Here is a 25,699-nt window from a genome sequence, read left to right as displayed (position 1 = left end):
GCCTCCCGCTGTTCGGGGGCCCCTGGCGGCGGTGCACCGGACGGTGCGGTCCGGCCCCGGGTTCCGGGGCCGGACCGCACTCGGGTCAGCTCAGGCTCGTGATGGTCTCGCGAACCTTGGTGATGATCTCCTCGGGCATCGGGGCGTAGCCGGCGTCCGCCAGCAGGCCCTGACCGTCCTCGGAGGCCATGTAGTTCAGGAAGGACTTCATGGCGGGCAGGGTCTCCGCCTTGTTGCCCTTGTCGCAGGCGATCTCGTACGTCACCAGGACGAGCGGGTAGGCACCCTCGGCGTCCGGGGTGTAGTCCAGCTCCAGCGCGAGGTCCTTGCCGGTGCCGACGACCTTGGCGGCGCCGATGGCGGCCGTGGCGTTGTCGATCGTGGCCTCGACCGGCTCGGCGGCCTCGGTCTTCACGTCGACGGTCGTGATGCCGTCCTTGGCGTAGGAGAGCTCGAAGTACGAGATCGCACCCGAGGTCTGCTTCACCTGCTGCGCCACACCGGAGGAGCCCTGGGCGGACTGGCCGCCCTTGGCCTCCCACGACTTGCCGGGCTCGTAGGGCCAGGCGTCGGGCGAGGCGGCCTTCAGGTACTTGGTGAAGTTGTCCGTGGTGCCGGACTCGTCCGAGCGGTGGAAGGCCTGGATCTTCAGGTCGGGAAGCTTCGCGTCGGGGTTCAGCTTCGCGATCTTCTCGTCGTTCCAGTTGGTGATCTTGCTGTCGAAGATCTCCGAGAGGGTCGCCGCGTCCAGGACGAGCGTGTCGACACCCGGGACGTTGAAGCCGACGGCGATCGGACCGCCGACCATCGGCAGGTCGATGGCCTGACCGTCGGTGCAGACCTTCTTGGAGTCCTCGATCTCCTCCGGCTTGAGCGCCGAGTCGGAACCGGCGAACGCGGTCTGACCCTGGAGGAACGCGGTGATACCGGCGCCGGAACCGTCGGGACGGTAGTTGATCTGCGCGTCCTTGCAGGCGGCCGCGTAGTTCTTGACCCAGGCGTCGATCGCGTTCTTCTGCGCGGACGAGCCGGAGGCCTGGAGCTGGCCGGAGGCGTCGGTGCAGTCGATGTTGCCGGCCTGCGCCGTGGCCGAGCTGTCGCTGGTCCCGCTGTCGCCGCCGCTGGTGTCGTCCGAGCCGCACGCCGTGAGGGCCAGGGCGCCGGACACGGCGAGAGCACCGAGAGCGAGGGCACGCCGGTTCTTGCGCTGAAGCTTCACTTGAGTTCCTTCCAGGTGCCGCCGTCCTGAATTCCGGCGGCGTGCGAAGTCTTAAGTCGGAGTCCGAGTGGTGCGAGTGCCCGTTCGGCAGGCGCATCGCATCCCGTAAGACCGAAATTAGGCAGAACAGGTGAAGCACCCCACGGTCGTAAATGAACGGAAGGTGAACCCCTATGGGCGGTGCGGTGAGGTCACGGAACGCTTACGTCAAGGACACGGACGGATACCGGGCGGGAACGGGGCGGTGGGCACGTTCCTACGGGGTGCGCGCGGGTCCGTCGCCGTCGTCGCGGCCGCCGTTCGCCGCCGTCGCGCGGAAGGTGGCGAGCAGGGCGTCCACCAGGTCCGCGTCCCGCGGCTCGGTGAGCCGGCGGCGGGCCATGTGCGGGGGGAGCCACAGGACGCGGTCCACCTCGTCGTTGGGTGTGAAGGTGCCGGAGACCGCCTCGGCGGCCCAGTAGCGGACGCGTTTGGGACGGCCGTTGGCCAGATAGTGCGCCGACGGGAGTTCGGCCACCGCCACGGCCGAGTGGCCCGTCTCCTCGGCGACCTCGCGCAGCGCACCGGCGAGTGCGTCCTCGCCGCGCTTCAGCTTCCCCTTGGGCCAGGACCAGTCGTCGTACTTGGGGCGGTGGACGAGACACAGTTCGAGCGTGCGCGTGACCGGGGAGCGGCGCCACAGGACACAGCCGGCCGCCTGGACGGTCAGGCGACCGGGACGGCCGGGTGTGCGCGGGGCGCCGGACGCGCGGTCGCGGGTGCGGCCGGAGCCGTGGTCGAGCGGGGCCGAGCCCACCGGGGCCTCCCTGGATCCTGTCGTCGCGTACCTGTCGTCCGCCCGCAGGGCGCGCCTTGCGGGGCCATGAGGGTCTTCCCGCCCATGAGGGTCTTCCCACTCATGAGGTCCCCCCGCTCATGAGGTCCCCCCGCCCGGGCGAAGCGGAGAGCCCGGGGAGCGAGCACGGCGCCGGGGCGGGCGGGAGCGTGACGGCACGGCCTACGGCGAGCCGAGGACGTCCTTGTGCCAGCTGCGCTGGAACGCGTACCGCGCCGCCTCCACCTCGTGCCGCTGGTCCGCGTGGAGCACCCCGAGCGCGTACGCCGTGGCCGGGGCGATGCGCGGGGTCCGGGCGGCGTTCGCCGCGGCCGCCGACGCCTCGGACGCGTCCCGGTGCCGGTCGAGGGCCTCGCAGGCGGCGAGCAGACGGACGTCGGGGGGCGGGCCGGCGGCGGTGGCGGTGGGCTCCGCGACCGAGGTGGTGCCGTCCGCGCCGGCGGTGGGGTGGTGCAGTGCCTCACGGGCGTACCGGTGCAGGCGCAGGAGCAGGCGGACCTGGTGCCAGGGGGCGTCCTGCGGATGCGGGGCCAGATCCGGGGACAGCCCGTGGACCAGCGCCTCCGCGTTGTACGGGCTCCCAGCGGTGAGCAGGGGCAGCGCCGCGACGGCGTCGGCCAGCCGCTCCCGCGCGGCCTCGGCCGGGGGACGCAGGTCGGCTCCGCCGGCGCCCGGGACCAGCGGAACCTCGCTGGCCAGCACGGCGACCTTGTCGGCGACCGCGTGGAACCGGGAGGAGCCAAGGGCCTGGAGCGCCGTGGAGTGCGCCCTGGTCCGGGCCAGGGTGAGCTGCCGGTCCAGCAGGGCGCCGGCCTTGGCGGCACCCACGGTGAGGCCGGCGCGCTCGGGGACGGTGGTGGTTCCGGCTCGGGTGGAGCCGGTTTTGGTGGCGAGGGAGGCGGCATCACCCCTGACGGCGACGGAGGCCGGGGCGGGGAACCGGGCCACTCCGTCCGCTCCGCCCGCCGGACCGGTCCCGGCCGGGTCCTGGGCCGGGAGCGCCGCCGTGCCGGACAGCCGGTGCAGCGCCTGGAGCAGTCGCTCCAGGCGCTGCGAGCAGGCGTGCTCCAGGGCCAGGGTGCCGGAGACCCAGGCCAGCTCCGGGCGCATCGCCTCGGACCAGCCGGGGTCCAGGACCGCCTGGAAGGTGTGCAGGCTGCCGCTGATCCGGCGGGCCGAGCGGCGCAGCGCGAGCGCCGCTTCGACGGAACCCTCCGAGGCCGCGCCCGCCCCCGCCTCCCGGTGGAGGCGCAGCGCGCGGAGGAACTCGGTGGCCTGGGCCCGCAGGTAGCCCGCCAGGGCCTCCGCGGACACCGGGCCGGCCGTCGGGCCGGTCGTCAGGCCGGTCGTCAGGCCGGTCGTCAGGCCGGTCGTCGGACCGGATTTCGAGCCGGTGCCCGGGTCCGCCGGGTCAAGGTGTCGCTGTGCCACGCCGGCGCCTCCGGGCGTCTATGAGCATCTCCTGGACATGTCGCAGGGGCTGGCCGTCCGCGTCCGTCGCGTGCCGGGTCCACTCGCCGTCCGGACCGAGGTGCCAGGACGTGGTGCCGTCGGACATGCCGGACTCCAGCAGCCGGTTCAGGGAGGCCCGGTGGCCGGGGTCGGTGACCCTGACCAGCGCCTCGATACGGCGGTCCAGATTGCGGTGCATCATGTCCGCGCTGCCGAACCACACCTCGGGCTCGCCGCCGTTGCCGAAGGAGAAGACGCGGGAGTGTTCGAGGAACCGGCCGAGGACGGAACGGACCCGGATGTTCTCCGACAGCCCCTCGACGCCCGGCCGGATCGCGCAGATGCCGCGCACCCACACGTCCACCGGAACGCCCGCCTGCGAGGCCCGGTACAGGGCGTCGATGATCGCCTCGTCCACCATCGAGTTGACCTTGATGCGGACGTACGCGGGGCGTCCGGCGCGGTGGTGCTGGGCCTCCTTGTTGATCCGGGAGACCAGCCCGTCGCGCAGGGACTTGGGGGCGACCAGCAGCCGCCGGTACGTCTCGCGGCGCGAGTAGCCGGAGAGGCGGTTGAACAGGTCCGAGAGGTCCGCGCCGACCTGCGGGTCGGCGGTGAGCAGGCCGAGGTCCTCGTACAGCCGGGCCGTCTTCGGGTGGTAGTTGCCGGTGCCGACGTGGCAGTAGCGCCGGAGCGTCTCGCCCTCCTGGCGGACCACCAGGGACAGCTTGCAGTGGGTCTTCAGGCCCACCAGGCCGTACACGACGTGGCAGCCGGACTCCTCCAGCTTGCGCGCCCACTTGATGTTGGCGGACTCGTCGAAGCGGGCCTTGATCTCGACCAGGACGAGGACCTGCTTGCCGGACTCGGCCGCGTCGATGAGCGCGTCGACGATCGGGGAGTCGCCGGACGTCCGGTACAGGGTCTGCTTGATCGCGAGGACGTCCGGGTCGGCCGCCGCCTGCTCCAGGAAGGCCTGCACGGACGTGGAGAACGAGTCGTACGGGTGGTGCAGCAGCACGTCCCGGCTGCGCAGCGCGGCGAAGACGTCCGCCGCGGACGCCGACTCGACCTCGGCGAGATCGCGGTGCGTGCCGGCGATGAACGCCCGGTACTTCAGCTCCGGCCGGTCGATTCCGTGGATCCGGAAGAGGCCGGTGAGGTCGAGCGGCCCCGGCAGCGGGTACACCTCGGCCTCGCCGATATTCAGCTCGCGCACCAGGAGGTCCAGGATGTCGCGGTCGATGTTCTCCTCGACCTCCAGACGCACCGGCGGCCCGAAGCGGCGCCGCATGAGCTCCTTCTCCAGGGCCTGGAGCAGGTTCTCGGTGTCGTCCTCCTCGACCTCCAGGTCCTCGTTGCGGGTGAGCCGGAAGGCGTGGTGCTGGAGCACCTCCATGCCCGGGAACAGCTCCTCCAGGTGGGCGGCGATGACGTCCTCGACGGGGACGTAACGGCCCGGGGAGCTCTCCAGAAAGCGGGACAGCAGCGGCGGCACCTTGACCCGGGCGAAGTGCCGGTGACCGGTGACCGGGTTGCGCACGATCACGGCCAGGTTCAGCGACAGACCCGATATGTACGGGAAGGGGTGCGCCGGGTCGACCGCCAGGGGGGTCAGCACGGGGAAGATCTGGTGCCGGAAGAGGGTGAACAGGCGGGCCTGCTCCTTCTCCGTCAGCTCGCTCCAGCGGACCAGGTGGATGCCCGCGTCCGCCAGCCCGGGGAGGACGTCCTCGTGGAAGCAGGCGGCGTGCCGTGCCATCAGCTCGCGCGAACGGGCCCAGATCATCTCCAGCACCTCGCGCGGCTGGAGGCCGGACGCGGAGCGGGTGGCGACACCGGTGGCGATACGGCGCTTCAGGCCGGCCACCCGGACCATGAAGAACTCGTCCAGGTTGCTGGCGAAGATCGCGAGGAAGTTGGCCCGCTCGAGGAGGGGCGTGGTCGGGTCCTCGGCGAGCTCCAGGACCCGCTCGTTGAACGCCAGCCAGCTGCGCTCCCGGTCGAGGAACCTGCCGTGGGGCAGCGGCTCGCCGCCCGTGTCGGCCTCCTCGTAGGCGTCGAGATCCGAGTCGATGTCGGGTTCCAGGTCGGAGACCGTCCCGGCCACGGTGTGCGGCCGGTGGGCGGCGATCGAGCCCACGGAGGGCTGCGCGTGTTGTACCTGACCCTGGGCTTTGGTGCCACTTGTGGCGTTCGACTGGCTCATGAACCCATTGTTCCGCGCCACGGGCTTCACAAGCGCGTCGGAGCGCGCGGGTGGGAGTGATCGTGCCCCTGGGACGTCCCCGTTCCCCCTGTGGGGCGGCGGCTCTGGCGCGGCGGGATGCATTCGCCGAGCGTCGCAAGACAGTCTGAATCAACGGTTACGAAGACATGACGTGCGGGATATCGGGGGGCGGCCCGCGGGGGTCGGGACGGACGTCCGCTCCGCGCGCCGGGCCCCGGCGCGCGGAGCGGACGCCCACACGGCGGGTACTGCCTCGATCGGGTGTGCTCGGGTCGACCGTATGTGCCGAGAAGGAGAGGGGACGGGGGCGGGGGCGGTGGGGGTGGGGGTTCGGAGTCCGGCCGGGGACGTGTGAACCGATGCGCGGGGCTCGTGCGATGAGGGGACGTGAGCGAAACGAGAAGCGACGGTGAGCTGCTGCGTGCCGTTGCCGAGGACGCCGACCGGCGTGCCTTCGAGGAGCTGTACCGGCGCTACGCCCCGTGGCTGACCGCCCGGATGCGCGGCCGGTGCGCCGACGCGGGGATCGTCGACGACGTCGTCCAGGAGACGTTCCTCGCGGTGTGGCGGGGGACGGCCCGGTACCGGGAGGACGCGGCGAGCGCGGCGGGCGGTGCTCGCGGGGACGCCGCCGGGTGGCTGTGGCGGATCGCCTCGCGCCGGCTGATCGACGCGCTGCGCGGTGCCGGGGCGCGCGGCCGGCTGCGGCAGACACTGGCCCGGCTGCGGCACCGGGACGAGGTCTCGGCGGAGGAACGCGTGCTCGCGGGGGTGGAGCACGGAGACCTGGCCGGCGCGCTGGTCCGGCTGTCGCCGGAGCTGCGCGCGGTGCTCCAGGCCACCGTCGTCGACGGGCTGAGCACCCGCGAGGCGGCCGTACTGCTCGGCATACCGCCGGGGACGGTCAAGACGCGGGCGATGCGGGCCCGCAAGCAACTGCGGGAGGCACTGGCATGACGGACGACTCGATGTACGACTCGACGGACGGCGTGGCTCCCGGCGGTGCTGCTGGTGAAGCTGCTGGTGGAGCGCGGAACGGTTCGCGGTGGCACGTGCCGCGGGAGGATCTGCGGGCGTACGCGCGCGGTGAGCTGACGGCGCCCACGCTGTGGTCCGCCGACACCCACCTCACCGCCTGCGCGCACTGCCGGGGCGTCCTCGCCGAGGCAGGGGACCCCGTCGCGCTCGACGCGGGCTGGGAACGGCTCGACGCCGAGCTGGACGCGCCCAAGCCGGGGTTCCTGGAGTCCCTGCTGCTGCGCCTCGGCGTCGCCGACCACACCGTGCGCCTCCTCGCGGCCACGCCGGTCCTGCGCCGTTCCTGGCTGGGCGCGGTCGTCGCCGTGCTGCTGCTGACCGTGGCCGCGGGCCATTCCGGCGCCCCGGCCACCGGTTCGCCCCTCCTCTTCCTCGCCCTCGCGCCGCTGCTGCCGCTCGTCGGGGTCGCGCTGTCGTACGGGCCCGCGCTGGACCCCACGTACGAGATGGCGGTCGTCTCCCCGACCCACGGGTTCCGGCTGCTGATGATCCGCACGGTGGCGGTACTCGGCGCCGTGTTCGGTCTCAACGGCCTGGCGACGCTCGCCCTGCCCGGGTACGGCGCGGCCGCGCTGGCGTGGCTGCTGCCCGCCCTCGCGCTCACCGCGACCGGCCTCGCGCTGACGGCCCGTATGGGACCTGTGCTGGCCCCCTCCCTCGTCGGCGGCGGCTGGGTCGCGCTGCTGCTCGTCGCACAGGCGGGCCGGGACGCCGTGACCGACCCGCTCGCTCCGTTCACCGCCGCCGGGCAGGGGGTGTCGGCGCTGGTCGCCGTCCTCGCCGCCGGGCTGCTCTTCCTGCTCCGCGACCGTTTCGACCTCAGCCGGGCGGATGGCACGGGCGGCGCCGGCGCGGTCTGAAGTCCGCCTTCGCCGTCCGCCTTCATCGTCTGTGACGTCTCGTCCTCTCCGCCTCATCTCCTTCTCCTTCTCCTTCTCCTTCTCCTTCTCCTTCTCCTTCTCCTTCATCTCCTTCTCTGCTTATTCCACGACCTGTACGGGAGTTCTGCATGACCCCGACCGTCTCCGCCTCCGGGCTGAGTCTCCGCTTCGGCGGCACCCGGGCCCTCGACGACGTGTCGCTGCGGCTGTCCACCGGCGTCACCGGGCTGCTCGGGCCCAACGGCGCGGGCAAGACCACCCTGCTGAGGGTGCTCGCCACCGCCGTACCGGCCGACCGGGGCGCGTTCACGGTGCTCGGCCACGACCCCGGCACCTCACGCGGCCGCCAGGAGGTCCGGCGCCGCCTCGGCTATCTGCCGCAGGCACCCGGTTTCCATCCCGACTTCACCGCCTTCGAGTTCGTCGACTACGTGGCGATCCTCAAGGAGCTGACCGACCGCACCGCCCGGCACCGCGAGGTGCGGCGTCTGCTGGACGAGGTCGGGCTCACCGACGTACGCGGCAAGCGGCTGCGGAAGCTGTCCGGCGGGATGCGCCAGCGGACCGCCCTCGCCGCGGCCCTGGTCGGCGACCCCGCCTTCCTCGTCCTCGACGAGCCGACCGTCGGACTGGACCCCGAACAGCGCATGCGGTTCCGCGAGTTGGTCGCGCGGGCCGGGGAGGGGCGGACCGTGCTTCTGTCCACCCACCAGACCGAGGACGTGGCGATGCTCTGCAACCGGGTGGTGGTCATGGCCACCGGCAGCGTCCGCTTCGACGGCACCCCCGCCGAACTGACCGCGCGGGCCGACGGACGGGTGTGGACCAGCGCCGAACGCGACCCCGGCGCGCGGGCGGGGTGGCGCACCGGGCTGGGCACCTTCCGCAACGTGGGCGATCCGCCCGACGGTGCCGACCTCCTCGAACCCACCCTGGAGGACGGTTACCTGCTCACTCTCGACGGCGTCGGTGGCGTCGGTGGCGTCGGCGCGGAGGTGGCGGCATGACCACGACGACCACCGCGACCGTGCCTCCGCCCGCGGCGACCGCGCCGGACGGTCCGGGTACGTCCTGGGCGGCCGTGTTCGCCCTGGCCGGCTTCGAGGCGCGCAGACTGCTGACCCGGCTGCCGGTGCTCGTCGCCTTCGCCGTGTACACCGGCTGGACGGTGTGGCGGACCCGCACCTCCTTCGAGGGCTTCCCCGCCCTCCAGGACGCCGACCGCGCCACCCAGAGCGCGCCCCTGCTCGTCGGACTCGCGGTGCTGTTCTCCGTCAACCAGGCCGTGCTGCGTTCGCGGCGGTACGACACCGAGCGGCACTTCGACGTGCTGGTGCTGCCGCCGTGGCGCCGTACCGTCGCGCACCTGCTGTCCCTTCTGCCCGCGGTGCTGCTCGTCGCGGTCTGCGTGGGCGGGCAGTTCGGGTGGGAGGCGCTCAAGTCCGGCGCGGTCGGCAACGGTTCGCCGGGCGAACTCCTCGTCGGACCGTTGTCCGTGCTGTTGCTCGGGGCGTTCGGGGTGTTGCTCGCCCGGTTGTTCACCTCCGCCTTCGCGGTGCCGCTGCTGCTCGTCGTCCTGGTCTTCCTCGCCATGTTCAGCACGGCGCCCCGGGAGGGCGACGCGACCCGGTGGCTGATGCCGGTGGTCGTTGAGTACGGCTCCGGGACCCTGCCGTCCGAGCTGCTCGGCCGCCCGGCCGCCTGGCACGCCCTCTACCTCGCCGGGTTCGCGCTGAGCGCGGCGCTGGCGGCGGTGCTGGTCTCCGGTGAGGGCTCCGGGCCCGCCGGCGGACGGGGCGTGCGAGGCCGGTTCGTCGGCAACCGGAGTGTGCACGCCGGACTCGCCGGTGCGGTGGCGCTGACGCTGCTGGGCGCGGTGATGCAGACGGGAGGGGTGCCGGCGCGGACGGAGGAGGCCCGTACGCGGTACTCGACCGTCCCGCAGGAACTGCAGAAGTGCGTCGAACGGGACGGCACGTCGTACTGCGCCTTCCCGGAGTGGACCCCGCGCACCGGTGACTGGGCCGAGGTCGTGGACCGGGTGCGCTCCCTCGCGGGCGACGCCGTGCGGGACCGGTCGCTCGTCGTACGGCAGCGGGTCGAGGCGCGCTACGGACTGACCGGCGACGCGGCGATGCCCCCGCTCACCGACCCGGACGAGGTGAGCGTCGGTACGAGGTGGGGCGGCAACCGCGTCCCGGAGTTCGCCGTCGCCGTGGCCGGTGTGCTGGTCACCGGCAAGGAGGCGAGGGCGGGCGCGATGTGCGACGGCCGGCTCGTCACCGTGATGTGGCTGGCGCTGGCCGGCCGGCCCGACCCGCTGTCCGACCTGAGCGGCATCCGCCTCGACGACAGTACGTCCGGTTCGGCGCTCGTCGTCTCGGAGACGGAGCCGCTGTACATGACCGCCGCGCACACCGAACTCGTCCGCGAACTGCTGGACCTGCCGCGGGAGGAGGCCGGCGCGAAGGTCCGGGCGAACTGGGCCGGGCTGACGTCCCCGGAGGTGACGACGGACCGCACCGCCGAACTGCTGGGTCTGGACGCGCCAAAGGAGGCGGACGAGTGCCTGGAGTGAGCAAAGGCCGCCCGGGCCTGTGGCGCGCGCTGGCGCGGCCGGTCGCGCGGACGGTGCCGTGGCGGGCGATCGGGGTGGTGGGCGGACTCGGGCTGCTGCTCGCCACCGCGCCCCGGCTGGTGGGGGAGGACGCGACCGACCGGCTGGCGCTGAACGTGCTGCGGGTGTCCGCCGTCGCCTTCGCACTCGGCGCGGCCTTCCTGCTGGACGACCCGGCCCGGCACACCACCGCCGCCGTACCGGCCCGGCGTGCCGTCCGGCACACCCTGCGGTTCGTTCTCGTCGTCCCGGTCGCGCTCTCGTGGTGGACGGCCGCGCTGCTGCTCGTCCCCGCGGGCATACGTCCCCCGGTCGCCGGCGTCACCCTCGAAGCGGCGGCGGTCCTCGCCCTCGCCCTGGCGGGAGCGGCGTTCGCCGTCCGCCGGTCGGACAGCACGCGGCCGGGGCAGGCGGTCGCGGGTGCCTTGTTCGCGTCGGCGGTGCTGGCGCCCCTGCTGTGGCCGGAGCGCTGGGCGCTGTTCGTGGCGCCGGACGACGAGAGGTGGGCGGCCGCCCATGACCGGTGGACGGTGCTGCTGTGCGCGGCGCTGGCGGTGTGGGCGGTGTGCGGGGCGGAACCGGTACGGAGGTGGAGGGGGAGAGCGGCTCTCCGGTCGCCGGGATCCTGAGCCGCGGACCTCCCGGCCTCCCCGGGGTCCGGGTACCGGGTTCCGGTCCTGCCGGTCCTGCCGGTCCTGCCGGTCTCTCAGGTCTCGGTGCGGTACATGAGGTCCGTCTCGTGGGTGAGGAAGCCCAGCCGTTCGTAGACGGCCACCGCCGCCTTGTTGTCGGCGTCGACGTACAGCATCGCGGTGGGCAGCCCCAGCTCCGCGAGGTGCCGCAGCCCGATCGTCGTGAGGGACTTGCCGAGCCCGCCGCCCTGGGCCTGCGGGCTCACCCCGAGGACGTACACCTCGCCCAGGCCCTCCGCCCGGTGCACCTTGGTCCAGTGGAAGCCGACGAGGCGGCCGTCCCGCTCGGCGAGGAAGAAGCCCTCGGGCTCGAACCACGGCTCGGCCTTGCGGTCGTCGAGGTCGCGCTGGGTGAAGGAGCCCTGTTCGGGGTGGTGGGCGAACGCGGCGGCGTTCAGCGCGAGCCAGGCGGCGTCGTCCTGACCGGGGACGAAGGCGCGCACGGTCACCCCCTCGGGGAGCACCGGGTCGGGCAGGTTCAGGCCGGCCAACGGCAGACGCATCTGACGCAGTTCGCGGAACAGGGTGAGCCCGAGGACCTGGGCGAGGTGCCGGGCGGCGGAGTGGCCGCCGTGTGCCCAGACGCGCAGCCGCTTGCCGGAGGCGGCGAGCAGCGCGGACCCGAGCGCCCGCCCGTGCCCCTGCCCACGGCGCGACGGGTGCACGACGAGTTCGGCGGCGGGGGGCTCGACCGGGTCGGTGTCCTCCAGTTGGGCGTAGCCGACGAGTTCGCCCTCGTCGGCCTTGTCGTCCTCGCCCGTGAGGGAGAGCAGCAGATGCGAGACACCCGCCCGCTCCCCGCCGCGCAACTGCAACCGCCCCTGCTCGGACACCGCCTGCTGTCCGTCGGTCCCGGCGGCCTCGTCCAGCAGGGCGAGGACCGCCTCGACCTGCTCCGGGGAGAGCACGGCGTACGTCCGAAGCGAGCGGGTGCGGCCGGAGCGTGCGATGTCGTCGCTGGTCATGCGTACGAGGGTAAGCGGAGCCCGCCGAAAACGGACGGGACACGGAGCACACCGTGACGGCCGATCGGGTCCGGCAACCAGTCACGGCGCGAAACATAACCAGGATGTAACCGCGAAACCCCTGTCGCGCTACGCGCGTTGACTTTAGGCTGCGGGGCGGTCGGCGCGCCTCGCGAGGCTCCCGCCCGGATTCACGTAGACCGGCCCCGACCACCCCGGACGCATCCCGAACCACGTACACGCAGACCCACTGGGGGGCACATGCCAGCCACACCCGATTCCTCGGCCTCGTCGGTGCACCGGCGCAGACGCCGTACGAACCGCCTTCTCGCGACCGCGGCCGGTGTGCTCACCGTCGGCGCGCTGACCGCGGCCGCCCTGCCCGCCGGTGCGGCGAGTGCCGACGGGGGCAAGGGCGGCACGTCGCACGGCCACCACGAGGGCCACAAGGGCGGAAAGGGCGACAAGGGCCGCTACCAGGATGTGCAGCTGCTGTCCTTCAACGACCTGCACGGCAACCTCGAACCCCCGACGGGCTCCTCGGGCCGGGTCACCCACCTCCACGAGGACGGCACGACGGAGACCATCGACGCGGGCGGTGTCGAGTACCTCGCCACCCACCTGCGCGAGGCCCGCAAGGGCAACCGGTACTCCGTCACCGCGGCCGGCGGCGACATGGTCGGCGCGTCCCCGCTGCTCTCGGGCCTGTTCCACGACGAACCCGCCATCGAGGCGCTGAACAAGCTCGACCTCGACGTCACGTCCGTCGGCAACCACGAGTTCGACGAGGGCGCCCAGGAGCTGGCCCGGCTGCAGAACGGCGGCTGCCACCCCACCGACGGCTGCTACACGGACAAGAAGTTCAAGGGCGCCGACTTCCCCTACCTGGCGGCCAACGTCCTGGACGAGAGGACGGGCAAGCCCGTCCTCAAGCCGTACTGGGTGTGGAAGCAGGACGGTGTCAAGGTCGGCTTCATCGGCGTGACGCTGGAGGGCACCCCGGACATCGTGTCCGCCGAGGGCGTCAAGGGCCTGTCCTTCAAGGACGAGGTCGACACCATCAACAAGTACGCCAAGGAGCTCCAGCGCCAGGGCGTGAAGTCGATCGTCGCCCTGGTCCACGAGGGCGGCTTCCCCGCCTCGTCCTCCTACAACTACGACTGCGACTCCCCGGGTGCGGGCGACGGCATCTCCGGCCCGATCGCGGACATCGCCGAGAACGTGTCGCCCCAGGTGGACGCGCTGGTCACCGGCCACACCCACGCGGCGTACGTCTGCACGGTCCCGGACCCGGCGGGCAAGCCCCGCATGGTCACCTCGGCCGCGTCCTTCGGTCGCCTCTACACGGACACGACGCTGACGTACGACCGCCGCACGGGTGACATCGCCCGTACGGCCGTGAGGTCGGCGAACCACGTGGTGACGCGGGACGTCCCGAAGGCGCCCGACATGACCCGGCTGATCGCCAAGTGGGACACCCTCGCAGCCCCCATCGGCAACCGCGCGATCGGCTACATCTCCGGTGACATCGTCAAGGACGGCACCGAGTCCCCGCTCGGCGACCTGATCGCCGACGCCCAGCTGGCGTACGGCAGGACGCTGGACCCGGAGACCGACCTGGCCCTGATGAACCCGGGCGGCATCCGCGCGCCCCTCACCCACGCGGCGAGCGCGGGCGAGGGCGACGGCGTGGTCACCTACGCCGAGGGCTTCACCGTCCAGCCCTTCGCCAACACGGTCAACCTCCAGGACTTCACCGGCGCGCAGCTGGTCCAGGTCCTCAAGGAGCAGGTGAGCGGCGCGAACGAGGCCTCGACGAAGATCCTCCAGGTCTCCGCCGGCCTGACCTACACCCTGGACCTGACCAGGTCCGGCGCGGACCGGGTGGTCACGGACTCCATCAGGCTGAACGGCGAGCCGATCGACGAGGCCGCCACCTACCGCGTGGCCACGAACAGCTTCCTCGCGGGCGGCGGCGACGGCTTCACCACCCTCGGCGAGGGCACGGACGACCTGGTCGGCGAGGACGACCTGACGGCCCTGGAGCAGTACCTGACGGCCAACTCCTCGGCGACGGACCCGATCGCACCGCCGGCGGCGGACCGCATCACGATCGTGCAGTAGCACGCCACAGCCTCAGGGCCCGGAAGCGACCCCCGGGCCCTGAGGCGCACCAAGACGGGTTCCAAAGACCCGGGGCCCGGCAGACTCCACGTGGCGGGTAACAAGGCTGCCGGACGGCAGTGGGCAAGCCGGTACCCCGGGGCGATCAGGGAAGCGGACGGCAGGTACGCGGCCTGCCTTGAGGCACTGGAGCAGGAGAAGAAGGCAGGGCAGGGCAGGGCAGGGCAGATGAGACTCGGCACCATGGCCGACCTGACGGCCGACATCACTCCCGAGCAGCGCGAGCGCATCGACGCCGCCAAAGCCGAACCGGTCGATGCCGAGCGGGGTCATGAACTGGCCGTTCTCCGTAAGGCCCAGGGTTTCACGCAGGCCCGGGTCGCCGCAGCGATGGGGGTCACGCAGGGGAGGGTGAGCCAGATCGAGCGGGGCGCCGCCCACTTGGACACCTCGACCATGGCCGCGTATCCGAACGCGATCGGTGGCGAGTTGACGACAACCGCCACCGTGGGAAACCTCTCCGTACGGCTGTAGGGCACAGCGAGCCGGCGCGAGGCCGCGGCGATCGGCGCGCGGTCTCGCACGGGGGAGCCGGCCGCCACGCGAGACCTGCGGGCGCCGGGCGCCTGCTTTCGGGTGAAGTCCGGGTGAAGAGGGACGCAGCCGTCAGACGGCGACCAGGTCGATGACGTTGATGACGACGTGGCGGTTGGACACGACGTAGGTGACGAAGCCGTCCTGGAAGCCCGCGGACCAGCTGTTGTCCCGATTGCTGACCGCCGGCGGTCCGAACGGGTTGAGAACGAGCAGCTTCTCGAGGTTCTCGAGCGAGGTCCGCCGGGAGGCCGGTAAGGCGGCCTTCCGCTGTGCCGCGCGGTCCACGTACCGGATGGCGTAGGCGCTCACCGGAGCTCTCCCGCATCGACGGACCGGCCGTCCGCGTCGTAGGCGTGGCCGTCCGCGTCGCGGAACACGAGGCCCTCGGTGTCGTCCTCCGCCATGCGCTTGGCGGTGTGCTCGACGTCCTCGAGATACCCCGGTGTGGCGCAGGCGCAGGCGAACGGGAACCACCTGTCGACGGCGGCGTCGAGCGCCGGCCGGTCGAAGTCGGCGGCAGCGCTCAGCCACTCCTGCTCGAAGGCCCGCAGCCAGTCCGGGCGCCGTTGCAGGGCGGTCCGGATCGCCTCGGGTGTCTTCTCGCAGGAGTTCGGATCCACCTCGTGGGCCATGGTCGGCTCCTTCTCTCCGGCCGGGGTGTGACCTGTGCGCCGGAGGTCCACGGTAGAACGCGAGGGGCGCCGGGCGGCTCCGGTCGTGCGTGTCCCCTGCCACCTGTCCCCTGTCACCTGTCCCCTGCCGCCTGTCCCCTGCCGCCTGTCCCCTGCCCCGACGCGTGCTCCCCGGCCGACCGCGACACGGAGCACGTCCTCCAGCGACCCCGTCGCCCTGGTCGGCGCGAAACGCACCGCCCGCTCACCGGCCCCCGGATCACCGGGCACGGCCCTGGCGCCCGCGAGCACCTGCTCGCCCGAGTCCAGTCGGTCCGCCTCGACGTCGTCGGCGAGCAGCGACAACCGGCTCCGGCTGCCGTCGTGTTCTCAACCGGCTTCCGGTGCGTCGTAGGAGAACCTGTACCCGGCGAAGTCGGCGACGTGGACGTATCCGATGCGCTGGTAGAGGGCGTTGCTGGTGGGGTTGGCCGGGTTCGTGAACAGGACGACGTCCGTCGCGCCCGCGGCCAGCGCGGCACGGCTCACCTCGACCGTCACGGCACCCGCGTAGCCGCGGCCCCGGAGGCGGGCCGGGGTGTAGACGGGGTCCACCCGGACCATGCCGCCGACGATCGAGGTCGCGGCCGCCATGGAGACGGGAGTACCGTCCGGGGTCTCCCAGAACGTGAAGTGTCTGTCGCCGAAGCGCGAGTCGGCCCAGGAGCCGGAGTCGATCAAGTCGATGGAAGGCCGCTCCCCGACGTCGACGCAGAACTCACGGCACCAGCGCACGATTTGCTCATGGTCCCTCCCACCCGCGATGCGCCCCTGGCCTTCTGGGCGCGGCTGCGGTGGGGTGAGCGTGCCGAGACGGTACAGATGAGTCCGCCAGAAGGGTTCCGGCGCTGCGCCCGCGTGCTGCTGCCACGCCTCGGCGAAAGCGGTGGCGGTGTCGTGGTCCGCGATGACGTGGGAGGGGAAGTGGCCGAGCCCGGCCAGATGAGCGGCGAGGTGACCGGCCTGCAGGGCAGAGAGGGGTGTGAGCCCCAGACGGCCACGCGGAGTGTGATAAAAGATGGCGCGGACCTCACCTCCTGACTCCAGTCGGCCGAAGACGGCGGCTTCGGCACCGTGTGCGTCCGCCCCGCGGGTACGCAGTTTCTCGATGTCCGTCAGCGGCGTGTTGTGGAGGGCGGGCCGCAAGCGCAGGAAGTCTCCGGCTCGGGCGAGGAAGCCGTCGACGTCTTCGGTGAGGTGCCAGTCGTCCGGGCGCATACTTCATGATCCCGGATGACCGGACTGCCAGGAAGGTGAAGGTCCAAAGACGAGTCGTCGCCATGCCGTGGACCCGTCGCCGAGAACGTTTGTTCACGCAGGAGTTGGTCCTGTCCAGCAGAGAGACGCCGGGCAGGAGAGGAGTTCTCCTCTCCTGCGGCCGGGGTGTGGCAGAGGGCGGGGCCACAGCAGAACGCGGGAGGTGCCGGGCGGGGCTGCTCGAACGTGGCACCTGCATCCGCCCACCGGCCGGCGGGCCGCCCGGTACGTCCGGTACGTCCGGGTGTCGGCCCCGCCCCGGGTCAGGCCCGCTTGGGGCCAGTGATCGCCTCTCCGATCACGAAGCCCATGGCGGGGCCCTTCGGGATGTCGACGTCGGTTCCGTAGGGGACCCGTACGACGCCCAGCCAGTCGGCCTTGTCGGGTCGTGGCTCGGTGAGGACGGTGACGGTGCCCTGTGCGTCATGGTCGTCGATGATCACGTACACGGGAATGCCGGCGCGGGCGTACTCACGGCGCTTCCTGACCCGGTCGCGGTCCTCGTGACGCTTCCCGGGAGAGACCACCTCGACCACCAGGCGAACCGCCGCCGCATCGACACCGAGCCCGTCCTCGTCCGCGTACGGCTCCAGGTCCTCCGGGGCGACGAAGACATCAGGGATCCATCCCTTGCGCCGGAAGATGACATTGGCGTCCTGGTACGCCGAGTACTCGCCGTTTCCCAGGAACGCACCAGCGCGTTGCGCAGCCGGTTGGCGATCTGGGCATGGAACAGGCGGCCGGTGGGCGACGCCTCGATGGCTCCCTCGATGATCTCGGCGCGGTAGCCCTCCGGGAGTTCCACAGTCTTCCACGCCTGCCACACGACCTCGTCCAGGTCGGGCCCGTTCTCGGTTCCGTTCTCCGGCCCGGCCGCGGTCCTGATCTCAGACATGGTCTCGGGCCTCTCGTACGCAAGAGCGGTCATGGTGACGTCACCTCCTCAAGTGTGGGCTGAGCGTGCCCAGGGCACAAGCAACGCGATCACGGTAGCCGCGGCGGTACGGCGGACCGGGGAAACGGCTTCGGCTCACCCGATCGGGGGAGAAACGGCGCCCGGCCCGGCCGACTGCGAGAACCCCTCGGCGGTTCAGGTCCCAAGCCCTCAGGTGCCAGCGCGGACCCGTCACGCTGAGGGGGCGTCTTTCGCCCCCGGCCACACGACTGCCTGTGCGACGACCACCCGGTCACCGTCGAACGTGACCGACGGTCCTTCGTGGAGCCGACAACCCGTCGCGAGGGCCTCGCTCACGCGACGACGGAACGCCAGGTCATCGGGACCGGTCAGCACGCGGTACACAGGCAGCCCATCCGGCGGTGCCTTCATGGCCCAAGCGTGTCGCACGCACCCTGCCGACCGTCGAGATGGCCACGCCACCCGTCCGTGGTCCGGGACGGTTACGGCGGCCCGGACACGTGTCACGCCCTGTACTGCTCCCTGCCGCGTCCCGAGTTCACCGGCATGTCCATCCTGCTGACGGACCGCGAGGAGAGCTGTCCGCCCGGTGTGGTCACCGTGGACATCGACTCCCCCGGGATGCTCGGCTTCCACTGAGGAGTCCGGACTGCCCCGGCCGCATGAAAGCCTGCGGCCGGAGACGGCTGCGCAGGCGTCAGAGGGCGACGAGGGCGACGACGTCTCCGGCCCCTCCGGCGTCTCTGGCCCCGATCGGCCCCTCCGGCCCCGATCGGCCCCTCCGGCCCCGGTCGGCCACTCCGGCTACGGCACCTCGGGGGGCGGGGTCGGGGCTCCGGGGAGGCGGATCGTGGCCGTGGTGCCCCCGGCGCCGTCCTCGGCGCGGGTCAGGGCGACCTCGCCGCCCGCCTGCTGGACCGTGCGGGCCACGATGGACAGGCCGAGGCCCGAACCGGGGAGCGCGCGGGCGGTCGGGGAGCGCCAGAAACGGTCGAAGACGTAGGGGAGTTCGTCGGCGGGTATGCCCGGCCCGTGGTCGCGGACGGTGAGGACGCCGTCGGCGAGGCGGACCTCGACCGTGCCGCCCCGAGGACTGAACTTCACCGCGTTGTCGAGGATGTTGACCACGGCCCGCTCCAGTGTGGAGGGCTCCGCGCGGACGTACCACGGCTGTACGTCCGCCGTGACGGTCAGCTCCGGTCCGCGCAGCCGGGCGCGGCGCAGCGCCGACTCCACGACGTCCTGCCAGGCGACGATCTGCGCACGCCCCTCGTGCTGCCCGGTGTCCGGGCGTGACAGTTCCTGCAGGTCACCGATGAGCGCGGCCAGTTCGGTCATCTGTGCCTTGACCGAGGCGAGCAGCGCCTTGCGGTCCCCGGCGGGCAGCGGGCGGCCCGTCTCCTCGCTGCGGGTGAGGAGTTCGATGTTGGTGCGCAGGGAGGTGAGCGGGGTGCGCAGCTCGTGACCGGCGTCCGCGATGAGCTGCTGCTGCAGGTCGCGGGAGCTGGCGAGGGCGGACGTCATGGAGTTGAAGGAGCGGGAGAGGCGGGCGACCTCGTCCTCGGCGTCGTCCGCCACGGGGATGCGGATGCCCAGGTCCTCGGTGCGGGCCACCTCCTCCACGGCCTCGGTGAGTTCGTCCACGGGGCGCAGGCCGGCGCGGGCGACCGCGAGGCCGGCGGCGGCGGCGCCCAGGACGCCCACGCCGGAGACGAGGAGCAGGATCAGCGCGAGGTCGTTCAGCGTCGACCGGGTGCCCTCGAGCGGTACGGCGACGAGGATGGCGGCCTTCGAACTGGTCAGCGTAACGGGGTCGTTGATCACCAGCGGCAGGGTCAGTACGCGCACCTCGGCGCCGTCCTGGTCGGTGCCGTTGCGGTAGAGGCCCGTCGAGCCGTCGCCGGCGCGCGCGATGACGTCCTGGTCGGACGAGGTGACCTTGATCCTGCCCGACGAGCGGGGGAGCAGGCAGACGGTGCCGTCGTCCCCGACCACCTGGGAGAACGTCTCGCCGAAGCCGCCGTTGACCCTGTCCCGGGGCGTGTCCGTGCAGTTGTTCAGCGCGCTGCGGATCTCGTCGCCCTGCTGCGGGCCCTGGAGCTCCGTCGCCTGCTCCAGGTCGCTGTCGAGCTGCTCGTACAGCTTCCCCTGCACGATGAACCAGCACGTCACCGACACCGCCGCCACCGCGAACGCCACCGCCGCCGCCACCAGCAGCGACAGCCGCGCCCGGATCGGAAGCGAACGGAACCTGCGGGCCAGCCTGTTCACTCCGCGCCGCCCTGCCGCAGGGCGTAGCCGACGCCCCTCACCGTGTGCACCAGACGCGGCTCGCCGCCCGCCTCGGTCTTGCGGCGCAGGTACATGACGTAGACGTCGAGGGAGTTCGACGACGGCTCGAAGTCGAAGCCCCAGACCGCCTTCAGGATCTGCTCCCGCGTGAGTACCTGGCGCGGGTGCGCCATGAACATCTCCAGCAGCGTGAACTCCGTACGGGTCAGCTCCACCTGACGCGCGCCCCGCGTCACCTCGCGGGTCGACAGGTCCATGCTCAGGTCGGCGAAGGTGAGGAGGTCGTTCTCCTCGTCGGCACCGGCCACGGCGGCCGCGTACGAGCTGCGGCGCAGCAGCGCGCGGATCCGGGCGAACAGCTCGTCCAGCTCGAACGGCTTGACCAGGTAGTCGTCCGCCCCGGCGTCCAGTCCCGTCACCCGGTCGCCGACCGTGTCCCGGGCGGTCAGCATCAGGATGGGCGTGGTGTCGCCGGTGGCGCGGATGCGGCGTGCGGCGGTCAGGCCGTCCATCCGGGGCATCTGGATGTCGAGGACGACCAGGTCGGGCCGGTACGCCGCAGCCTTCTCCAGGGCGTCCGCACCGTCGACGGCGACCTCGGTGCCGTACCCCTCGAAGGCGAGGCTGCGCTGGAGCGCTTCGCGCACCGCCGGCTCGTCGTCGACGATCAGGATGCGCTGGGGGTCACGGTCGCCTTCTGCGGGGCTCATGGGGTCGTGGTTCCTCTGGTCTGCCGGTCTGCCGGTCTGCCGGTTTACCGGTTTGCTGGACTGGGAGGGGAGCGCGGCCGGGGGCTCGCCGGGCTCTCAGGATCCCAGGCTCGCACGACTGCCCGGGGCGCGGAGAGGTGCGGTCCCTCACGGGCCGGCCGTGATCCGGTGGGGACCGGGTGGGGAGGGAGGTGAGGGGGAGGTGCGGATCAGCCGCGTACGGTACGGCGTCCGCGTCCGTCCGCGTCCGTCGGCGGTCCGTCGGCGGTCCTGCGGCGGGTCGTGGCCGGGGTGGCCTCCGGGGCCCGCCGCACCGGCGGGTGCAGCCCGGCCGCGACCTCCAGCGCGAGTACGAGACCGGCCGGGCCGGCGCCGGGGGCCCGGTGGGTGACCTGCTCGATCTGCCTGGTCTGCGTGATCATGCCGGACTCCTCGGGTGAGAACCTCGTCGGCCGGGTGTGTGCCGTGTCAGTTCGTGGCGCCGGACCGCAGGTCCGCCAGGTCCGCCTTGACTGTGTTGACCGGGATGGCGAAGCCCAGGCCCACGCTGCCGGCGTCGGCCGAGGAGTCGCTGCCGCTCGACGAGTACATCGCGGAGTTGATGCCGATGATGTCGCCGTTCATGTCGATCAGCGCGCCGCCGGAGTTCCCGGGGTTCAGGGAGGCGTCGGTCTGGATCGCCTTGTACGTCGTCGTGGACCCGCCGGTGTCGCCGTTGAACTCCTGGCCGCCGAACTCGAACGGCCAGCCGCCGGGCTGCCCCTGCTGCTGTTGCTGCCCCTGGCTCTCGTCGGTGGAGACGGTCACGTCGCGGTCGAGCGCCGAGACGATGCCGCTGGTGACGGTGCCGGTCAGCCCCTCGGGGGAGCCGATCGCCACGACCTCGTCGCCGACCCGCACCCCGTCGGAGTCGCCGAGGGTGGCCACCGTGAGGCCCGAGGCGTCCCGCAGCTTGATCAGCGCGAGGTCCTTCGAGCTCTCCGTGCCGACGACGTCCGCGGTGTACGTCCTGCCGTCGCTGGTCCGCACCTCGACCGAGGAGGCACCGCTGACGACGTGGTTGTTGGTGATGATCTCGCCGTCGTCCGTGATGATCACGCCGGACCCGGTGGACGACCCCGCGTTGGATTCGGCGTTGATCTCGACGATGCTCGGGCTGACCGCCTCGGCGACGCCGGACACCGTGCCCTTCTGGCCGGCCGGCACCACGCTGGTACCGGCCGAGCTCGAGGACGTGACGGTACCGCCGTCGGCCAGCTCCTGGATGCCGTAGGCGGTGCCGCCGCCCACGGCCGCCGCGACGATCGCCACGGCGGCGAGCAGCGCGACCGGGCCCCGGTTCCGCTTCCGGCGGGGCCTCGGGGCGGCCGGATCGGCCGCGTGGGCCGCGCCCTCGGGGGCCGTCGGGGCCTCGGAACCGGAGCCGGCCATGCCGTGCGGCTGTCCTGCCTGCGGCTCCGGCTCCGACTGCCGCACCGGCTGCTGTACCGATTGCTGCTCCGACCGCTGATCCGGTGCGTAAGCCGGCGGGGCCGGCCACTCCGGGTTCACGGGGGAGGAGTAGGGCTGGGAGCCGCCCGTCTGGGGGCTCTCGTACTCGCTGCTGCGGCGAAGGCTCTCGGTCATGTCGACGAGCCTGGCGCCCGACGATGAGAGCACCCTGAGTGTCCGCTGAGAAGCCCGACAGAACCTCGTATGCCCGATATAAAGGCGGCGAGGCCGCCCCTTCCATGGAGCCCGGAGCCCGGAGCTACCCGCAGCCGCAGGAGCGGCGGATCACCAGTTCGGACGGGAAGATCTTCAGCCGCTCGCGCTGCGAGCCGGCCACCCGCAGCCCGTCGTCGAGGACGAGGTCGACCGCCGCGCGCGCCATCGCCGAGCGGTCGGAGGCGACCGTCGTCATCGGCGGGTCGGTGAGCCCCGCCTCCTTGATGTCGTCGAACCCGACGACCGCCAGCTCGCCGGGCACGTCGATGCGCAGTTCACGGGCCGCGCGCAGCATGCCGACCGCCTGGTCGTCGGTGGAGCAGAAGACCGCGGGCGGGCGGTCGGGCCCGGAGAGGATGTCGAGCCCGACGCGGTAGGCGTCGTAACGGTTGTACGGGGCCTCGAAGAGGCGGCCCTCGGTCGGGATGCCGGCGTCCTCCATGGCCCGGCGCCAGCCCTCGACGTGGTCGGAGACCGGGTCGCCGACGGAGGGGGTCTCGGCGGTGCCGCCGACACAGGCCACGTACGCGTTGCCGTGTTCCAGCAGGTGGCGGACGGCGAGCTGGGCGCCCCCGAGGTCGTCGGTGACGACGGCGACGTCGTCGATGGCCTCGGGGCGCTCGTGCAGCAGGACGACCCGGGCGTCCCAGGCGTCTATCTCCGCGGCGGCCAGGTCGTTCAGCGCGTGGCTGACCAGGATCAGCCCGGAGACGCGCATGCCGAGGAAAGCCCGCAGGTAGTGGACCTCGCGCTCGCCGACGTAGTCGGAGTTCCCGACGAGCACCATCTTCCCGCGCTCGGACGCCGCCTGTTCGACCGCGTGCGCCATCTCCCCGAAGAAGGGCTGGCGCGCGTCCGGCACGATCAGGCCTATGAGGTCCGTCCGCCGCGACGCCATCGCCTGGGCGACCCGGTCCGGGCGGTACCCCAGCTCCTTGATCGCGGCGAGTACGCGTTCGCGCGTGGCCGGGGCGACCGGCCTCGGTCCGTTGTTGATGACATAGCTGACGACGGCGGTGGAGGTACCCGCCAGCCGAGCCACGTCATCCCTAGTCACCTTGGCCACGCGCGGAGTCTACGCGGATATAACCCGGCCGGGGCAGGCCGTGAACGACCCTGTGAACGGCACGGAAACGGCTCGCGGGCGCGGGTGCGGCGCTCGTGCGGGTGCCGCTCACGCCTGGGTCGGGGCCTCGGTGGCGTCCAGGGCGGCCGTCTCGTCCGCATCCGCCGCCTTTTGGCGGTCGGCCCCGGCCTCCTGCCGGTCGGCCTTGGCCTTCGTCTCCTCGGCGGCCCGCTCGACCTTCTCCGGCATAACGAATCGATAACCCACGTTCCGCACGGTGCCGATCAGCGACTCGTGCTCGGGGCCCAGCTTGGCGCGCAGCCGCCGCACGTGGACGTCGACCGTCCGGGTGCCGCCGAAGTAGTCGTAGCCCCAGACCTCCTGCAGCAGCTGGGCGCGGGTGAAGACCCGGCCGGGGTGCTGGGCGAGGTACTTCAGGAGCTCGAACTCCTTGAACGTGAGATCGAGGACGCGGCCCTTGAGCTTGGCGCTGTAGGTCGCCTCGTCGACGGAGAGGTCGCCGTTGCGGATCTCCATGGGGGAGTCGTCGCTGACGATCTGCTGGCGGCCCATGGCGAGCCGCAGCCGGGCCTCCACCTCCGCCGGTCCGGCGGTGTCGAGGAGGACGTCGTCGATGCCCCACTCCGCGGTGACGGCGGCGAGGCCGCCCTCGGTCACCACGAGGACGAGGGGGCAGCCGGGGCCCGTGGAACGCAGCAGCTGGCACAGGTTGCGGACCTGCGGGAGGTCGCGCCGGCCGTCGACGAGGATGACGTCGGCGCCGGGGGTGTCGACCAGGGCGGGGCCCTCGGCGGGGGCCACGCGCACATGGTGGAGCAGCAGGCCGAGGGCGGGGAGCACCTCCGCCGACGGCTGGAGGGCGTTGGTCAGCAGGAGCAGTGAACTCATCGCACCCCTCCTTGGTGTCCTTCGTGTCCGTCGTATCCGTCGAGGACACGGTCCTTGCCCCGGTGGTCGGTCCGTGGTGCTGCCCACGACCGGGCCGTCATTCGTACGTGCACGGTTCGCTCGCCCATAACGTCTGGTTCCTCCTCGGTCCCTGCGAGGACGTTTACGGCACTGCTTCGTGCGTTTCGACGGCTCGTACACCGGCGGTTTCCCGCGTCGTATACAACGCTTCCGAAAGCACAAAAGGACCCGGGGGCTTCACTGCCCGAGTCCTCTCCCCAGGAGAATAGCCGACATGAGCACCGGTTCGGCAGGTCGTGTGGCGCGTTCCCCCAAGGGGCCGCATGCCAGGACACGTGGTGTGACGCGCGAAGTCACAGGTGGCGGTATGTCTTTCCGGACGTTCTTGCACACGGCGGACGGTGTGCGAATCGATTCCGTATACAACCCGGCGGCGCCCGAAAAGGTGATCGTGAAGGACGACTCACGGCCACCCTCCCGTGACCTCGTGTTCGTGATCGCACACGGGTTCACGGGGAATGCGGACCGGCCGCATGTACGGCGGGTTGCGCGCGTGTTCGCGCGGTACGGGGCCGTCGTCACCTTCTCCTTCCGCGGGCACGGCGCTTCGGGCGGGCGGTCCACGGTCGGGGACCGTGAGGTGCTGGACCTGGCGGCGGCGGTGTCGTGGGCCCGGGAACTGGGGCACGCGCGCGTGGCGACGGTCGGGTTCTCGATGGGCGGCTCGGTGGTGCTGCGGCACGCGGCGCTGGGCGGGGAGACGGAGAGGGCGGGGGAGGGGGACGGAGGGCTCTTCGCGGGTGCCGGTGCCGGTGGTCCGGACGCCGTGGTGTCGGTGAGCGGTCCGGCCCGGTGGTTCTACCGGGGCACGGCTCCGATGCGGCGGCTGCACTGGCTGGTGACCCGGCCCTCGGGCCGGCTCGTGGGGCGCTACGGGCTGCGGACCCGGATCCATCACCGGGACTGGGACCCCGTACCGCTGTCCCCGGTCGAGGCGGTGCCGAGGATCGCGCCGACGCCGCTGCTGGTCGTACACGGCGACCGCGACGGCTACTTCCCGCTCGACCACCCGCGCATGCTGGCGGCCGCGGCCGGCGAGCACGGGGAGCTGTGGGTGGAGCCGGGCATGGGCCACGCGGAGAACGCGGCCCCCGACGGCCTGCTGCACCGGATAGGTGACTGGGCGGTGGCCCGGGCGGGCTAGCCTGACCGTGTCCACTGTCGAACGATGAGGAACCTGTTGATGGCAAAGGTCACGGTGCGGTACTGGGCCGCCGCCAAGGCCGCGGCCGGGGTGGCCGAGGAGTCGTACGAGGCGGTCACGCTCGCCGGCGCGCTCGCCGCGGCGCGTGAGCGACACCCCGGCGAACTCACACGTGTCCTGCGGCGATGCTCGTTCCTCGTCGACAGTGACCCCGTGGGCACCCGTGAGCATGAGACGGTACGGCTGGCCGACGGCGGCACGGTCGAGGTGCTCCCGCCGTTCGCAGGAGGGTGAGC

General features: G+C 72.3%; 26 protein-coding genes and 1 pseudogene. 10 read left to right on the top strand and 17 right to left on the bottom strand.

The genetic code is table 11. The features are described 5' to 3' along the window. Window positions 1–85: 85 nt before the first annotated feature. From pstS to ACWZEH_RS15910, 4 genes are all read right to left on the bottom strand, one after another. On the bottom strand, window positions 86–1,219 hold the full coding sequence (pstS, locus tag ACWZEH_RS15925; RefSeq protein ID WP_456199102.1) for a phosphate ABC transporter substrate-binding protein PstS: 1,134 nt from the start codon (window positions 1,217–1,219) through the stop codon (window positions 86–88). Window positions 1,220–1,475: 256 nt separating this feature from the next. After that, the gene (locus ACWZEH_RS15920; RefSeq protein ID WP_456199620.1) at window positions 1,476–1,928 is read right to left on the bottom strand and encodes an NUDIX hydrolase; all 453 of its coding nucleotides are present in this window, start codon (window positions 1,926–1,928) and stop codon (window positions 1,476–1,478) included. A gap of 288 nt (window positions 1,929–2,216) precedes the next feature. Beyond that, entirely contained in the window at window positions 2,217–3,485 is a 1,269-nt protein-coding gene (locus ACWZEH_RS15915; RefSeq protein ID WP_456199101.1) for a CHAD domain-containing protein, read from the bottom strand. Continuing rightward, window positions 3,466–5,715: an RNA degradosome polyphosphate kinase gene (locus tag ACWZEH_RS15910; protein ID WP_456199100.1), complete on the bottom strand. Its 2,250-nt coding sequence runs from the start codon at window positions 5,713–5,715 to the stop codon at window positions 3,466–3,468. The genes ACWZEH_RS15915 and ACWZEH_RS15910 overlap by 20 nt, the downstream gene beginning before the upstream one ends. 408 nt (window positions 5,716–6,123) lie before the next feature. Here ACWZEH_RS15910 and ACWZEH_RS15905 point away from each other — a divergent pair, with 408 nt between their 5' ends. The 5 genes from ACWZEH_RS15905 (at window position 6,124) to ACWZEH_RS15885 (ending at window position 10,901) form a co-directional block, all read left to right on the top strand. Continuing rightward, window positions 6,124–6,693: an RNA polymerase sigma factor gene (locus ACWZEH_RS15905; RefSeq protein WP_456199098.1), complete on the top strand. Its 570-nt coding sequence runs from the start codon at window positions 6,124–6,126 to the stop codon at window positions 6,691–6,693. Continuing rightward, window positions 6,690–7,634, top strand: a complete 945-nt coding sequence (locus ACWZEH_RS15900; protein ID WP_456199096.1) for a cupin domain-containing protein — start codon at window positions 6,690–6,692, stop codon at window positions 7,632–7,634. The genes ACWZEH_RS15905 and ACWZEH_RS15900 overlap by 4 nt, the downstream gene beginning before the upstream one ends. Window positions 7,635–7,783: 149 nt before the next feature. Continuing rightward, a complete protein-coding gene (locus ACWZEH_RS15895) occupies window positions 7,784–8,662 on the top strand; it encodes an ABC transporter ATP-binding protein (protein WP_456199095.1) in 879 nt (292 codons plus the stop codon). Then, window positions 8,659–10,233 (top strand): ABC transporter permease, encoded by a 1,575-nt coding sequence (locus tag ACWZEH_RS15890; protein ID WP_456199093.1) that lies wholly within the window; start codon window positions 8,659–8,661, stop codon window positions 10,231–10,233. Before ACWZEH_RS15895 ends, ACWZEH_RS15890 begins: the two co-directional genes overlap by 4 nt. Beyond that, the gene (locus ACWZEH_RS15885) at window positions 10,221–10,901 is read left to right on the top strand and encodes an ABC transporter (protein WP_456199091.1); all 681 of its coding nucleotides are present in this window, start codon (window positions 10,221–10,223) and stop codon (window positions 10,899–10,901) included. Before ACWZEH_RS15890 ends, ACWZEH_RS15885 begins: the two co-directional genes overlap by 13 nt. A gap of 77 nt (window positions 10,902–10,978) precedes the next feature. Here ACWZEH_RS15885 and mshD read toward each other — a convergent pair whose 3' ends face one another. After that, complete coding sequence (mshD, locus tag ACWZEH_RS15880; protein ID WP_456199089.1) at window positions 10,979–11,929, bottom strand: mycothiol synthase; 951 nt, start codon at window positions 11,927–11,929, stop codon at window positions 10,979–10,981. Between the two features lie 261 nt (window positions 11,930–12,190). Here mshD and ACWZEH_RS15875 point away from each other — a divergent pair, with 261 nt between their 5' ends. After that, window positions 12,191–14,053 carry a bifunctional metallophosphatase/5'-nucleotidase gene (locus ACWZEH_RS15875; protein WP_456199087.1) on the top strand — a complete coding sequence of 621 codons (1,863 nt, stop codon included), beginning with the start codon at window positions 12,191–12,193 and terminating at the stop codon, window positions 14,051–14,053. A gap of 90 nt (window positions 14,054–14,143) precedes the next feature. Next, complete coding sequence (locus ACWZEH_RS15870; protein WP_456199085.1) at window positions 14,144–14,587, top strand: helix-turn-helix domain-containing protein; 444 nt, start codon at window positions 14,144–14,146, stop codon at window positions 14,585–14,587. Window positions 14,588–14,719: 132 nt separating this feature from the next. Here the strand turns inward: ACWZEH_RS15870 and ACWZEH_RS15865 are convergent, their stop codons facing one another. From ACWZEH_RS15865 to ACWZEH_RS15840, 6 genes and pseudogenes are all read right to left on the bottom strand, one after another. Next, on the bottom strand, window positions 14,720–14,959 hold the full coding sequence (locus ACWZEH_RS15865; RefSeq protein WP_456199083.1) for a hypothetical protein: 240 nt from the start codon (window positions 14,957–14,959) through the stop codon (window positions 14,720–14,722). Beyond that, window positions 14,956–15,282: a DUF6247 family protein gene (locus ACWZEH_RS15860; protein WP_456199082.1), complete on the bottom strand. Its 327-nt coding sequence runs from the start codon at window positions 15,280–15,282 to the stop codon at window positions 14,956–14,958. Before ACWZEH_RS15860 ends, ACWZEH_RS15865 begins: the two co-directional genes overlap by 4 nt. 159 nt (window positions 15,283–15,441) lie before the next feature. Further along, window positions 15,442–15,645, bottom strand: a pseudogene (locus ACWZEH_RS15855) (hypothetical protein); the annotation flags it as partial. 6 nt (window positions 15,646–15,651) lie between these two features. Further along, window positions 15,652–16,539, bottom strand: coding sequence for a GNAT family N-acetyltransferase (locus ACWZEH_RS15850; RefSeq protein WP_456199080.1), 888 nt, complete (start codon window positions 16,537–16,539; stop codon window positions 15,652–15,654). A gap of 302 nt (window positions 16,540–16,841) precedes the next feature. Next, window positions 16,842–17,393, bottom strand: coding sequence for a Uma2 family endonuclease (locus ACWZEH_RS15845; RefSeq protein WP_456199079.1), 552 nt, complete (start codon window positions 17,391–17,393; stop codon window positions 16,842–16,844). Window positions 17,394–17,704: 311 nt separating this feature from the next. Beyond that, a complete protein-coding gene (locus ACWZEH_RS15840; RefSeq protein ID WP_456199077.1) occupies window positions 17,705–17,905 on the bottom strand; it encodes a DUF1737 domain-containing protein in 201 nt (66 codons plus the stop codon). A 57-nt stretch (window positions 17,906–17,962) separates the two neighbouring features. Between ACWZEH_RS15840 and ACWZEH_RS15835 the strand changes: the two genes are divergently transcribed. After that, window positions 17,963–18,133, top strand: a complete 171-nt coding sequence (locus ACWZEH_RS15835) for a hypothetical protein (protein ID WP_456199076.1) — start codon at window positions 17,963–17,965, stop codon at window positions 18,131–18,133. A gap of 165 nt (window positions 18,134–18,298) precedes the next feature. Here the strand turns inward: ACWZEH_RS15835 and ACWZEH_RS15830 are convergent, their stop codons facing one another. From ACWZEH_RS15830 to ACWZEH_RS15805, 6 genes are all read right to left on the bottom strand, one after another. Further along, complete coding sequence (locus tag ACWZEH_RS15830; protein ID WP_456199075.1) at window positions 18,299–19,765, bottom strand: sensor histidine kinase; 1,467 nt, start codon at window positions 19,763–19,765, stop codon at window positions 18,299–18,301. Next, window positions 19,762–20,496, bottom strand: coding sequence for a response regulator transcription factor (locus tag ACWZEH_RS15825; protein WP_456199073.1), 735 nt, complete (start codon window positions 20,494–20,496; stop codon window positions 19,762–19,764). Before ACWZEH_RS15825 ends, ACWZEH_RS15830 begins: the two co-directional genes overlap by 4 nt. Window positions 20,497–20,705: 209 nt before the next feature. Further along, complete coding sequence (locus ACWZEH_RS15820) at window positions 20,706–20,918, bottom strand: hypothetical protein (protein WP_456199072.1); 213 nt, start codon at window positions 20,916–20,918, stop codon at window positions 20,706–20,708. Between the two features lie 46 nt (window positions 20,919–20,964). Continuing rightward, window positions 20,965–22,122, bottom strand: coding sequence for a S1C family serine protease (locus ACWZEH_RS15815; protein ID WP_456199071.1), 1,158 nt, complete (start codon window positions 22,120–22,122; stop codon window positions 20,965–20,967). Window positions 22,123–22,246: 124 nt separating this feature from the next. After that, entirely contained in the window at window positions 22,247–23,269 is a 1,023-nt protein-coding gene (locus tag ACWZEH_RS15810; RefSeq protein ID WP_456199070.1) for a LacI family DNA-binding transcriptional regulator, read from the bottom strand. 108 nt (window positions 23,270–23,377) lie between these two features. Beyond that, window positions 23,378–24,178, bottom strand: a complete 801-nt coding sequence (locus ACWZEH_RS15805) for a winged helix-turn-helix transcriptional regulator (RefSeq protein WP_456199069.1) — start codon at window positions 24,176–24,178, stop codon at window positions 23,378–23,380. A 295-nt stretch (window positions 24,179–24,473) separates the two neighbouring features. On the opposite strand from ACWZEH_RS15805, the gene ACWZEH_RS15800 reads away from it, so the two are divergent. Beyond that, window positions 24,474–25,403, top strand: coding sequence for an alpha/beta hydrolase (locus ACWZEH_RS15800; RefSeq protein WP_456199068.1), 930 nt, complete (start codon window positions 24,474–24,476; stop codon window positions 25,401–25,403). A 39-nt stretch (window positions 25,404–25,442) separates the two neighbouring features. Further along, window positions 25,443–25,697 carry a MoaD/ThiS family protein gene (locus tag ACWZEH_RS15795; protein WP_456199067.1) on the top strand — a complete coding sequence of 85 codons (255 nt, stop codon included), beginning with the start codon at window positions 25,443–25,445 and terminating at the stop codon, window positions 25,695–25,697. Window positions 25,698–25,699: the final 2 nt, after the last annotated feature.

Source organism: Streptomyces yamdrokensis, from assembly GCF_053890455.1.
This window is presented reverse-complemented; position numbering and strand designations above follow the sequence as displayed.